This window comes from Clostridium sp. Cult2 (genome assembly GCF_021655075.1).
Taxonomy (GTDB): Bacteria; Bacillota; Clostridia; order Tissierellales; family Tepidimicrobiaceae; genus Schnuerera.
The window spans coordinates 14,351-27,407 of sequence record NZ_PPXX01000039.1; the positions used below are offsets into that span (position 1 = coordinate 14,351).

15 protein-coding genes are annotated in these 13,057 nt (G+C 28.8%); all 15 read left to right on the forward strand.

The annotated features are described in order from the left end of the window. The 15 genes from C3E90_RS04390 to C3E90_RS04460 all read left to right on the forward strand — a co-directional run bounded on the left by C3E90_RS04390 (position 1) and on the right by C3E90_RS04460 (position 12,813). Positions 1 to 564, forward strand: coding sequence for a 2-oxoacid:acceptor oxidoreductase family protein (locus C3E90_RS04390; protein ID WP_236914451.1), 564 nt, complete (start codon positions 1 to 3; stop codon positions 562 to 564). After that, positions 548 to 1,435 carry a MurR/RpiR family transcriptional regulator gene (locus tag C3E90_RS04395; protein ID WP_236914452.1) on the forward strand — a complete coding sequence of 296 codons (888 nt, stop codon included), beginning with the start codon at positions 548 to 550 and terminating at the stop codon, positions 1,433 to 1,435. The genes C3E90_RS04390 and C3E90_RS04395 overlap by 17 nt, the downstream gene beginning before the upstream one ends. A gap of 129 nt (positions 1,436 to 1,564) precedes the next feature. Then, complete coding sequence (locus C3E90_RS04400) at positions 1,565 to 2,185, forward strand: histidine phosphatase family protein (protein ID WP_236914453.1); 621 nt, start codon at positions 1,565 to 1,567, stop codon at positions 2,183 to 2,185. Next, positions 2,182 to 3,399: an NAD(P)/FAD-dependent oxidoreductase gene (locus tag C3E90_RS04405; RefSeq protein ID WP_236914454.1), complete on the forward strand. Its 1,218-nt coding sequence runs from the start codon at positions 2,182 to 2,184 to the stop codon at positions 3,397 to 3,399. Before C3E90_RS04400 ends, C3E90_RS04405 begins: the two co-directional genes overlap by 4 nt. 274 nt (positions 3,400 to 3,673) lie before the next feature. Beyond that, positions 3,674 to 3,931: a hypothetical protein gene (locus C3E90_RS04410; protein ID WP_236914455.1), complete on the forward strand. Its 258-nt coding sequence runs from the start codon at positions 3,674 to 3,676 to the stop codon at positions 3,929 to 3,931. Between the two features lie 56 nt (positions 3,932 to 3,987). Beyond that, on the forward strand, positions 3,988 to 4,344 hold the full coding sequence (gene aroH, locus C3E90_RS04415; protein WP_236914466.1) for a chorismate mutase: 357 nt from the start codon (positions 3,988 to 3,990) through the stop codon (positions 4,342 to 4,344). A 50-nt stretch (positions 4,345 to 4,394) separates the two neighbouring features. Next, entirely contained in the window at positions 4,395 to 5,057 is a 663-nt protein-coding gene (gene cmk, locus C3E90_RS04420) for a (d)CMP kinase (RefSeq protein WP_236914456.1), read from the forward strand. A gap of 4 nt (positions 5,058 to 5,061) precedes the next feature. Further along, on the forward strand, positions 5,062 to 5,646 hold the full coding sequence (locus tag C3E90_RS04425; RefSeq protein ID WP_236914457.1) for a lysophospholipid acyltransferase family protein: 585 nt from the start codon (positions 5,062 to 5,064) through the stop codon (positions 5,644 to 5,646). An 11-nt stretch (positions 5,647 to 5,657) separates the two neighbouring features. Next, on the forward strand, positions 5,658 to 7,634 hold the full coding sequence (locus C3E90_RS04430) for a bifunctional 4-hydroxy-3-methylbut-2-enyl diphosphate reductase/30S ribosomal protein S1 (RefSeq protein WP_236914458.1): 1,977 nt from the start codon (positions 5,658 to 5,660) through the stop codon (positions 7,632 to 7,634). A gap of 181 nt (positions 7,635 to 7,815) precedes the next feature. Then, positions 7,816 to 8,592, forward strand: a complete 777-nt coding sequence (locus C3E90_RS04435) for a CheR family methyltransferase (RefSeq protein WP_236914459.1) — start codon at positions 7,816 to 7,818, stop codon at positions 8,590 to 8,592. A gap of 57 nt (positions 8,593 to 8,649) precedes the next feature. Further along, positions 8,650 to 9,705: a M42 family metallopeptidase gene (locus tag C3E90_RS04440; RefSeq protein WP_236914460.1), complete on the forward strand. Its 1,056-nt coding sequence runs from the start codon at positions 8,650 to 8,652 to the stop codon at positions 9,703 to 9,705. Continuing rightward, complete coding sequence (locus C3E90_RS04445; RefSeq protein WP_236914461.1) at positions 9,696 to 10,715, forward strand: M42 family metallopeptidase; 1,020 nt, start codon at positions 9,696 to 9,698, stop codon at positions 10,713 to 10,715. The genes C3E90_RS04440 and C3E90_RS04445 overlap by 10 nt, the downstream gene beginning before the upstream one ends. Position 10,716: 1 nt before the next feature. Further along, a complete protein-coding gene (locus C3E90_RS04450; protein ID WP_236914462.1) occupies positions 10,717 to 11,715 on the forward strand; it encodes a M42 family metallopeptidase in 999 nt (332 codons plus the stop codon). A 169-nt stretch (positions 11,716 to 11,884) separates the two neighbouring features. Continuing rightward, complete coding sequence (locus C3E90_RS04455; RefSeq protein WP_236914463.1) at positions 11,885 to 12,481, forward strand: MerR family transcriptional regulator; 597 nt, start codon at positions 11,885 to 11,887, stop codon at positions 12,479 to 12,481. 176 nt (positions 12,482 to 12,657) lie between these two features. Continuing rightward, positions 12,658 to 12,813 carry a hypothetical protein gene (locus C3E90_RS04460; protein ID WP_236914464.1) on the forward strand — a complete coding sequence of 52 codons (156 nt, stop codon included), beginning with the start codon at positions 12,658 to 12,660 and terminating at the stop codon, positions 12,811 to 12,813. Positions 12,814 to 13,057 lie beyond the last annotated feature (244 nt).

Genomic DNA, 13,057 nt, shown 5'->3' on the forward strand with positions numbered 1-13,057 from the left:
ATGGTATATCAAGAGCTAAGATTGAGTGGTTCAGGTGGGCAAGGTCTCATATTAGCAGGGATTATTTTAGCAGAAGCTGCATTGTATGATGGTAAAAATGTAGTTCAATCGCAATCCTATGGACCAGAGGCAAGGGGTGGAGCTAGCAAAGCCGAAGTTATAATTAGTGAGAATGTAATAAACTATCCAAAAGTAGATAAATGTGATATATTGCTATCTTTGACCCAAAAAGCTTGTGAAAAATATATTGATTCTTTGAAACCTGGAGGAGTTTTAATACTAGATGACTCGGTAACAGAAAAACCAACTAGAGATGATATTAATATTTTTTCTATACCCATATTGGATACAGCTATGAATAAACTAGGAAAACCTATGGTTGCAAATATTATTGCATTAGGGAGTATATATAAATTGACTAAGGTTGTAAGCAAAGAAGCACTAGAAAAAGCGGTATTAAGCAGAGTGCCCCAAGGGACAGAAGAGTTAAACAAAAATGCTCTTCAAGAAGGATTTAAATTAATAGAAAATCATGAGGATAATTTATATGGAGAAGTATGTTGATTTAATAAAAGTAATTCAAAATAGTTTTAATCGTTTGAGTAAGGGGCAAAAGCTAATAGCTGAATTTATTATGAATAGCTATGATAGGGCTGCTTTTATGACTGCTGCAACTTTAGGCGAAACGGTAGGAGTAAGTGAGTCTACAGTTGTTCGATTTGCCAACACATTAGGTTATGATGGATATAGAGAGCTTCAGAAGGAATTGCAGGAATTAATTAAAAATAAACTAACTACAGTTCAAAGAATATCTTTAAGTAAAGACTTTGCAGGTTATGAAAATGCGTTAAAACAGGTTGCTAAAAAGGATATGGACAATATAGAAAAAACTTTAAACGAAATAGATTATAATGCCTTTCAAAGGGCCATTGAAATCACATTGAAAGCAAATAATGTATTTATACTCGGACTTAGAAGTTCATCTTTTTTAGCTGGTTATTTAGGTTTTTATTTAAGATTTCTATTAAACAATGTTAAAGTTGTAACATCTGGTCCCAATGATGTTTTTGAGCAATTGTTAAAAGCTACTGATAAAGATGTAATTATAGGAATAAGTTATCCTAGATATTCAAAAAGAACTTTAGAAGCATTGGATTACGGTAGAGAAAAAGGCTGTAAAATAATAGGTATTACTGATAGTTTAATCTCTCCAGCAGCACAGTATGCAGATACAACATTAATAGCAAGTAGTAATATGTTATCCTTCGTAGATTCATTAGTTGCTCCTATGAGCTTAATCAATGCTTTTATTATTGCTCTGGGAACTGAGAAGAAGAATGACATTACCACTTACTTTGAAGATTTAGAAAAAATTTGGAAAAAATACAATGTTTATGATAGCAATAATAATAAAAACAATAATGATAACAAATAAAGCTACCATTCTTTTGGTAGCTTTATTTGTTATCATATTAGCATATTTGATATTATCATAAATGATATATACATTATAAATTAAAATCTGCTATAATATTTATTGTACACATATTTTGGAGGTGCATATATGAAAAAAATATATTTAGTAAGACATGGTGAATCAGAATGGAATGTTTCAAAAAAAATTCAAGGCCAACAAGATATACCCCTTACTGGAACAGGCATTAAACAAGCTCATTTAATCGGAAATAGATTAATTAATGAAAAAATAGACAGAATATATTCTAGTGACCTTAGTAGAGCATATATAACCGCAAAAATCATTGGAAGTAAACTTAATATGGATGTAATTCCTATGAAGGAATTCAGAGAAATAAATTTTGGAATTTGGGAAGGAATAACCAATGATAAAATGTCTAAAGAACATAAAAAAGAGTTAATCTTATGGAGAAAAAGCCCTGATAAATTGCATATAAAAGATGCAGAAACATTAAAAGAATTACAATTAAGGGCTATGAATGGAATAAATATGATTATTGATAATGAAGATGTTGATAATATTTTAATAGTTTCCCATAGTGCAACTTTAAAGATTATAATATTAGGATTATTAGATATGGATTTGACATATTTTAAAAATTTTACAGTAAATAATGTTAGTTTATCAATTGTAGAAGTTAGGGAACATAACAAAGTACTCATATTGTTAAACGATACATGCCATTTAAAGGAGAATTGGTTAAGATGAGGATAGGTGTTATAGGAGGAGGTCCTGCTGGAATAATAGCTGCAGGATTTGCTGGTTCTAGAGGCAATGATGTTACTTTATTTGAAAAAAATGACCGTTTAGGAAAAAAATTATTCATAACTGGAAAGGGCAGATGTAATATTACTAACGCTTCTCCAATAGAAGATTTTTTTCAAAATATAATAACTAATAGTCAGTTTTTATATAGTGGTTTCTATTCTTTTACTAACGAAGATATTATTAGATTGTTAGAATCATATGGACTTAAAGTTAAAATCGAAAGAGGAAATAGGGTCTTTCCTATTTCTGATAAATCTAGTGATGTAATAAAGGCTTTGGAAAGGTTTTTATCAGCTTATAATGTAAATGTTTTATTAAATAAACCCGTAAAAAATATTGAATATAGTGATGAAAAATTTGTAATCAAGCTAGATGATAATACTATTGATATATTTGATAAGTTAATAATAGCTACTGGAGGGAAATCTTATCCTTCAACGGGATCCACTGGAGATGGATACAATTTTGCAAAGAAACTTGGTCATCAAATTGTACCACTAAGACCTTCATTAGTTCCAATAGAGATAGAGGAAAACTGGATTAAAGATGTTCAAGGTCTATCACTAAAGAATGTAAAACTTATCAGTATTGTAGAAAACAAAAAAATACATGAAGAGTTTGGTGAGATGATATTTACTCATTATGGAATTTCAGGTCCCATTGTATTGTCTATGAGTAATATATTAAACAAATATTTAGGTAAAAAAATCAAATTATTTATTGATTTAAAGCCTGCTTTATCAAAAGAAAAATTGGATAAAAGAGTATTAAGAGATTTTGAAAAGTTTAATAATCGACAAATTAAAAATGGCCTAGATGATTTATTACCACAAAAGTTAATACCAATAATAATAGATGTTGCTTCTATTAATGAAATCAAACCAATACATCAAATAACAAAAGATGAACGGATAAGAATTGTGGAAAATATTAAAAATTTACCATTAACCTTTAAAGGCTTCAGACCATTAAAAGAAGCTATAGTAACATCGGGAGGAGTATCAACAAATGAAATAGACCCTTCTACTATGGAATCTAAGCTTATATCTGGTTTATATTTCTGTGGAGAAATCATTGATGTAGATGGATTGACAGGAGGTTACAACTTACAGATTGCATATTCGACTGGATACTTAGCTGGCATAAACGTCTAATATTAAAATGTTAGCCTTATAATATTTTCATTATTTGTTAACAATATGCATAGAGTAATATAAATAATGAATTTAGGAGGCTAAAATGAAATCTATTTTCAATTATTTTGAAAAGACTTTATTGTTATTGTCACTGTTATCTTTATTGCTCTTATTGACTATCCAGTATTTCAGCTACAATAATAACCAAGTGTTTTCTACAATGACACACAAAGATAGTAAATTATTCTCTTTTTTTAATTCTTCAGACTCATACGAAAAGGGAGTAATTATATTGAAAAATTTGACACCAGATTATAACAATATTGAAATATTATTAAATGGTGAGTATATTGATGATTTTACTAAAAATGATGAAATAAAAATATATGTACATCACAATGATATGATAGAAATTGATGGAACAAAATATAATAATCCATTAAAAATTAAAGTCATTGGGGTAAGTACTAATATGGACTTACCTAAACTAGATACAATTGTTATAACATCACAAAGTATAGAAATATTGAGTAAAGTTAAATTAAAATAGCTTGTTTGATTATAAGTTTTAATATATAATTATTAAGGGAAGTGGTATAATTGAGAATGGTTTCTATTAGAGGAGCTACTACTGTTGAAAATAATAGTAAAGTGGAAATTATTGATGCCACAAAAGAATTACTGTTAAAAATAGAAAATGATAATAATCTAATAAAAGATAATGTTATTAGTATATTATTCTCATCAACTAAAGATTTAAATGCTGAATACCCTGCTAAGGCTGCTAGGTTGTTAGGATATACTCGATGTGGTTTAATGTGCTTTAATGAGATGGATGTTATAGGCAGTATTAATAAGTGTATTAGAGTAATGATTCTATATCAGGATTCAATAGAACAAAAGGATGTAATCCATATATATCTTAGAGAAGCCAAAACATTGAGACCAGATTTAAATGAATAAAAACAACAATGCCACCAATGGGTGGTTATTATTTTATTAGGAGGATTAGAATGGCTAATAGAAGACTAATAATTGCGGTAGATGGTCCTGCAGGAGCAGGTAAAAGCACTATAGCTAAAAAACTTGCTAAAATCTTAGAATTAGAATATATTGATACTGGAGCTATGTATAGAGCTTTAACACTAAAAATACTAGAGGCAGGGATTAATCCTGAAGATACAGAAAAAATATTGAATATAATGGATACTACTTCTATTTGTTTTAAAGATAATCATATCTATTTAGATGGGACAAGAGTTGATGAAGAAATTAGAAAAAACATAATTAATAATAATGTTTCAATTATTTCAAAGATTAAAGAAGTTAGAGAAAGTATGGTAGAATTACAAAGGAAATTATCTGAATCTAATAATGTTATTATGGATGGAAGGGATATAGGAACAGTAGTCCTTCCAAACGCTAATTATAAATTCTTTATAACAGCTTCTGTTGAAGAAAGAGCAAGACGAAGGTATAAAGAATTGTTAGAAAAAAAAGAAAAAAATATTTCTTACGAACAAATATTATCTGAAATTAAAAGTAGAGATAGAATAGACAGTACAAGAGAAATTGCTCCCTTAAAAAAAAGTTCAGATGCATATGAAATCGATACAACAAACAAAACAGTTGAGGAATGTATAAATGATATTATTGCTATTATTGAAGGGAGGTAATTAATTGCATTTTTATAAAGTAGTTCGATTTATTGCAAATATAATATTTAGGATTTTGTTTAGAATAGATATTGAAGGTCAAGAAAATATACCCATTGAAGGAAGAGCAGTATTATGTTCCAATCATATTAGTCTTTTAGATCCAATTGTTTTAGCCATATCTGTTCCTAGACCTATATCGTTTATGGCAAAAAAAGAATTGTTTGAGAATAAAATTCTTGGCAAATTAATTAATAAGTTAGGTGCTTTCCCCGTAGATAGAAAAGCTTCAGATATTTCAGCTATTCGATCATCTTTAAAAGTATTAAAAAATGAAAGAATACTAGGTATTTTTCCAGAAGGCACTAGAGTAAAAAAAATGAATTTAGATAGTGCAAAACCAGGAGTAAGCTTAATCAGTATAAAGGGAAAATCATCAGTTATCCCTGTATATATTCATTCAAAATATAAATTATTCAGTAGAGTTGTAGTAAGGATAGGTAGTCCTATATTATTAGATGAATACTTTGATAAAAAGCTTTCTACTGAAGATTATAAGGATATTAGTAAATATATTTTAAAATCTATCTATTCATTAAATAGAGCATAGGAGGAAAAAATGTGGAGATTTATATTGCTGAACATGCTGGTTATTGTTTTGGAGTTAAAAGAGCAGTTACTATTGCTGAGAAAACAATGAAAGATTCAGGGGGTGTAAACACCTATTCCTTAGGTCCACTAATTCATAATCCTCAAGTAGTGGACAAGCTAAAGGAAGCAGGTTTAAGGGTTATCGATGATGTTGAATCTATTGAAAATGGGAAAGTTATAATAAGGTCCCACGGAATACCTTATAAGGTTCAAAGAAAAATTGAAGATTTAAATTTAGAATTAATAGACACTACTTGTCCTTATGTCAAATCAGTTCATAAAAAAGTAAAGGAATATAATGATAAAGGCTACAAAATTGTTATAATAGGCAACAAAAATCACCCTGAAGTTATTGGAATTAATGGGTGGTGCAATGATGATGGAATTATTATAAATAATGTAGATGAAGCAGAAAATGTTTCAACATATGATAAAATTTGTATTGTTTCACAGACAACTAATACATTGGAAAAATTTAAAATGTTATCTGATATTGTTTCAAAAAAGGGCAAAGAGGTTAAGATGTTTAACACAATATGTAACGCTACTAATTTAAGACAGAATGCCTGCAAAGAATTAGCAAAAAAGGTTGAAGCTATGATTGTAATAGGTGGTTATCACAGTTCGAATACGAATAAATTAGTAGATATTAGTAAAATGTATCGCGATAATGTATATCATATTGAATTACCTAAAGATTTACCTTTACAAGAGATAGTAAAATTTAATACAATAGGAATAACTGCAGGTGCTTCTACACCTGATTGGATAATTAAGGAGGTTGTCAATACTATGGATAATATCAATGATAATGAAATAATGGAAGCAATAGAAAATACACTAGTCAAAGTTCGCAGAGGGGACATTATAAAAGGTACAGTTATTTATGTTACTGAAAATGAAATCATGGTAAATATCAATTATAAATCTGATGGAATTATTACTAAAGAAGAATTATCAAATGATTCCGAAGTAAAGCCTAAAGATATTTACAAAGAGGGAGATGAAATAGAAGTATATGTAGTAAAATTAGATGATGGAGAAGGAAATGTTGTTCTTTCTACAAAAAGACTAGAAATTATTAAAAGCTGGGAGAAGCTTGAAAATGCTTATAAGAATAAAGAAAAAATAGAATGTAAAGTGCTAACAGATGTTAAAGGTGGATTATCTGTATTAGTAAATGGTATAAATGCTTTTGTACCCGCATCTCAAATATCTGTAACCTATGTTGATGATTTAAGTGCTTATAAAGGTAAAAAACTGATTGCAAAAATTATCGATTTTGACAGAAATAGAAAAAGGATTATACTATCCAGCAAAATAGTTGAACAAGAAGAATTAGAGAAGAAAAGGGAAGAGCTTTGGGATAGCTTAGAAATTGGAAATATAATTGATGGCAAAGTAGAAAGACTAACTGATTTTGGTGCCTTTGTAGACATTGGCGGTTTAGATGGCTTAATTCATATTTCTGATTTATCTTGGTATAGGATAAGTCACCCATCCGAAGTTATAAGTGAAGGTGACAAAATTCAGGTGCAAATTTTAGATTTTGACAAAAATAAAAATAGAATATCACTAGGTCTAAAACAAATTTTACCAAAACCTTGGGATGTCTTCATAGATAAAAGAAATATTGGAGATATAGTTTTTGGTAAGGTTGTCAATATTTTAGATTTTGGAGCATTTGTTAGATTGGAAGAAGGAGTAGATGGATTAGTTCATGTTTCTCAAATATCTAAAGAACATGTAAATAAACCATCTGACAGATTAAAAGTTGGACAACAGGTTACAGTAAAAATTATTGACATTAATGAAGAAAATCAAAGAATTAGTTTAAGTATGAAGGCAATTGAAGAAGATAGGGAAGAAAAAGAAGATGAAAAAAGTGAAATCTATGAAAATCAAGAAATGGATATAACATTAGAAGATATTGTCAAAGACAACTAAAATTGTAAAGGGAATTGATGTATTTTATCTATAATGTTGAGAAGAATATAAATGTGACCTCACAAACTACATCAAGACCCCCTTTACAATAAATTTCTGTGGTTTATATACCTATATACCACAGAAATTTTTTAAATTTAATCTATTATGATTTCACTAGCAATAAATTTAGGGGGAATCCATGAACAAATATGAAATCTTTAAGAAAAATATTAACGATTTAATTAATATAGATTTAAACTATTATAAAGAAAAACAAATGAAAAGAAGAATAACTTCCTTAATGAATAGAAATGGATTTGATGATTTTAATAAATATTTTCAAGAATTAAAATCTGATAAAGTTTTGTTAGACCAATTTATTAACTATCTGACAATTAATGTATCAGAATTCTATAGAAATCCATCCCAATGGCGAGTCCTAAAAACAGATATTTTACCTAATCTAATTGACAAAGTCAAAAGACCATTAAAAATTTGGAGTTCTGCCTGCTCTACAGGTGAAGAGCCATATTCTTTGGTCATGTTAATGAGCAATTTTTATCCTTTAGATGAAATTAAAATATTAGCAACTGATATTGATGTTGGTGCAATCGAGAAAGCTAAGACAAGCATTTATTCTGAAAAAGCTTTAGTTAATTTACCAGTTAAATTTAAGGAACAATATTTCCAACAGATTGGAGACTCCTATAAAATTAAAGAAGAAATAAAAAAATGTGTGAAATTTAATAGATTAGACCTACTAAAGGATTCATTTCCTAAGGATATAGATTTAATTACATGCAGGAATGTGATGATATATTTTACTGATGAAGCTAAAGAACTTTTGTATAAAAAGTTTCATAGCAGTTTAAGCAGTGATGGTATTCTTTTTGTTGGAAGTACGGAACAGATAATATTACCTGAAAGATACAATTTTAGGACCATTAAAACTTTCTTCTACAAGAAAATGGATTAGTGGTTCATATAAATTTAATCTGATAACGTAATAATATATATTAAAGGGGGTTTCAAATTGGATACTAAAGAGTTTTTAAAGTTATTAAGTAATGGTAGTAGTGTATCAGGATATGAATTTAGACTTAATGATCGCATTATATCCACCTTCAAAAAACATGCTGACCAAATATGGGTTGACAAATTAGGTAATATAATAATATTAAAAAAAGGTGTAAATAACCAATCAAATCTAAAAATAATGATTTCTGCCCATATGGATGAAATCGGGTTAATGGTAAAATACATTGAAGATAACGGGTTTTTAAGATTTACCAACATAGGAGGTATAGACCCTAGAACTATTTTAGGACAAGAGGTAATAGTCCATGGAAGTAGAGATTTATATGGACTTATTGGCTCAAAACCACCTCATTTACAAGAACCTTCAGAAATTAATAAAACAATAAAAATGGAGGATATGATAATTGATGTTGGATATCCAAAAGAAAAAATAGAGGAATTAATCAAAATAGGCGATCCAATTACAATTAAGAGGGATTTTAGCACGTTGCAAGGTAGCAGAATAATGGGGAAATCCTTAGATGACAAAGCAGGAGTAGCTGCCATGTTTGAATGCATTAAAGAACTGTCAAATATAAACCACCAAGCTGATATATATTTTGTAGCTACCGTACAAGAAGAAGTAGGGATGAGGGGAGCTTTTACAAGCACTTATAGAATAAATCCTGATATTGGTATTGCAATAGATGTAGGATTTGGTTCTACTCCAGAATTACCAAAAACTGATACTCTTGACATGACTAAAGGCCCTGGAATTACTATAGGAGGTAATATTCATCCAGGATTAAAAGATAAAATGGTGGAAGTAGCTAAAGAGTATAATATTCCTTACCAATTTGAAATAACACCTGGACCAACTGGAACTGACGGAAGAGCAATGCAAATTACAAGAGAAGGTATCCCTACTTTATGCTTGTCCATACCATTGAGATATATGCATACTTCAGTAGAGATAATTGATATGAAGGATTTAAAGAATACAGCTAAACTTTTAGCATTTTTCATAGCTTCTATTTCAAATGAGAATTTGGAGGGGTTATTATGTTACTAAAGAAATTAACTGAAGCGTCAGGTGTATCTGGTAATGAGAAAGAAGTTAGGGATATTATACTTGATGAAATAAATAATCATGTAGATGATGTGAAGGTTGATAAATTAGGAAATATTATTGCCTATAAAAAAGGAAAGAGTAGTTCAAAAAAATTAATGATAGCAGCTCACATGGACGAAGTAGGATTAATGGTTACAGATATCGATAATGTAGGTCTACTAAAATTTACAACGGTAGGGGGAATTGACAAAAGAATTCTGGTTTCCAAACCCGTTTTAGTAGGGAAAAATAAAATATTAGGTGTTATTGGAGCAAAGCCCATTCATTTACAAAAAAGAGAAGAATGGCAAAAGGCATTAAATATTGACCAGTTATATATAGATATCGGAGTAAATACTAAAGAAGAAGCAGAGGAATTGGTGAATATTGGTGATTATGTAAGTTTTCATAGTGAATACGTTGAATTTGGTGAGAATCAAGTTAAAGCAAAAGCGTTAGACAATCGTGTAGGCTGCAGTTTATTAGTTGAACTACTTAAAGAGGTTGATGATATCAGTTTTTATGGCGTTTTTACCGTAATGGAGGAAATAGGTCTTGTAGGAGCAGGTCCTGCTACCTATAGGGTAAACCCTGATATTAGTATTGTCTTAGAAGGAACTCTATGTTACGATGTGCCAAAATTAGATGAACATTTAATACCAACATATTTGAACAAGGGTCCAGCAATTTCATTAATAGACAGAACAACCTTATTTAACAAAGATTTCAGAAAAAAAATAACTAACATCGCTGAAGAAAATAATATACCTTATCAATATAGAAAAACATCAATGGGCGGAAACGATTCAGGAAAGATTCACACTACTAAAGAAGGTTCTATTACAACCACAATATCAGTACCTTGTAGAAATATCCACTCACCTACATCAGTAATGAGTAAAAAGGATTATGAAAATACTTATAAATTGCTTAAAGCTATTCTATCTAAATATAAAAAGGGGGAACTATAATATGAAGTTTAATAGTCAATTATTAAGGGAATTAGTTAGTGTTTATGGACCTTCAGGAAATGAGAATATTATTAGAGATTATATAAAGAAAGAAATTGGAGATTATGTTGATGAGATTAATGTTGATGATTTGGGAAATTTAATCGCTAGGAAAAAAGGTAATGGAAAGAAAGTTATGATAGCTGCTCACATGGACCAGATTGGATTTATGATTACTGATATTGATGATAAAGGTTTCTTAAGATTCACCAACATTGGTGGAATATCACCATATATTACATTAAGTCAACAAGTTATATTTGAAAATGGAACCCTAGGAGTTATTTCAGCAGAACCAATGGAAGATATTTCTAAGCTTAAGTTGTCAAATATGTTTATTGATATAGGAGTTAATAATAAAGAAGAAGCTGAAAAGTTAGTTGATATTGGAGATATATGTGTTTATAAGTCTGAATATGGCGAAAACGATAATGTAGTATTTACAAAATGTTTAGATGATAGGGTAGGCTGTTTTGTAGCCATAGAAACTATTAAGCAAATTAATACTCCCGTAAACGATTTATATTTCGTATTTACAGTTCAGGAAGAAGTAGGTCTTAGGGGAGCTAAAACTTCTGCATATAGAATAAACCCTGATATTGGTATAGCTATTGATGTTACAGGAAGTGGCGATACACCTAAAGCCAAGACTTTTGCAGTTGGATTAAATAAAGGTACTGCAATAAAAGTAAAAGATAACTCCATTTTAACTCATCCAAAACTAAGGCAAATTATGATAGACATTGCAAAGAAAAATGATATCTCCTACCAACTGGAAGTATTAGAATTTGGCGGTACTGATTCAGGAGCTATCCATTTAACAAAAGAAGGTGTACCTTCTGGAGTAATATCTATTCCAACTAGATATGTTCATTCCACCATAGAAATGGCTTCAAAAAGTGATATTATAAATTCCATAAAGTTATTAACAAAACTACTATTAGATGATATTAGTTTATAGTCATAAGAGCTGAAATTTTCAGCTCTTTTTTTAACTTATATTAAAAAACTCTATGAAGATTTTTGAAATATTATATCAACATTTGTTTAATAAAATATTATTTTTTATAAAGGAATTTTAAAAGTATTAAAGAATACTATAATAAGACTGTTTTTAAGGGGGTATAAAAATGTTAGAAGTAGATAAACAATATACAATATCTGAAGTGGCTGAGTTGACAAGCTACCCTCCTCATGTACTTAGATATTATGAAAAAGAATTTGAACTAGAAATTCCAAGAAATGAATCTAATCACAGATATTATACCTATATAGAAATCGAATTATTTCAATATATAAAATCTCTTCAGGACAAAGGTTTTAGCAATAAACAAATTAAATTGATTTTGAGATCACCAGAAATGTTAGTAACTAGCAATGAAGAAACGGCTTTAACAAGTATCAGCTCACAGCAAAGTATTGACTCTATTGAATTAGCTAGGGAAATAAGTGTAAATTTACAAGAAGTTTTTTTTGATGATTTAATAAAAATACTGGAAAACAACACCGAATACAATGAAAAAATAATAAAGGAATTAATAGAAGAAATAATAGCATTAAGGAATGAATTAAACAGTAAAGAGAGAGATGTGTTAATTTGTGAAAATGCAAAGCTAAAGATGAAATTTAAAGAAAAATCTTATGAAGTAGCTGGATTGAAGGAAAAAATTAAAAGGATGGAAAGTAATAGAAGCTTTTTTCAAAAATTGTTTAAAAATAGTAGATAAACCTATAACTGCATCCTTATGAAATATAACTTGCATAATGTTTGATATTTTATTAGTTATGCAGGAATTATTGCAACATTATATTGTATTAATTTCATTTTTCTGAAAAATCCCTTGTATTATAATTGTTTACATGCTATAATTTTATTATAACTAACAAAGAGGGGTAGATGAATATGAAGGAAAATTTCAAAACTATCAAATCCAACAAATCAAAACAAAAACATATTTATAAAAAATGTGGGGCAATTTCCTGTATAAATAATGTTTGTGGTCTATGCTGTATTGAGAGATGTGAACTTTATGAAAATGTATTAATACAGGAAGATTAAAATCGAAATATTTAATAATGTTCCAATAGCCTATTGAACTTTCAATAGGCTATTTATAATGGAATAATATTTTACAAAAACTTAGCTATATAAATTATCAAAGGTTCTTTTTTTGCAAATTTTTGTTATAATAGAAGGTGATTAGTTTGATAGTGTAAAGTAACCTATGAAAAAATAAAATAAAAAAATTAAGCTAAAAAGGACCTAGAAAATTTTAAATATATGGATTAATGGTAGCCATCGC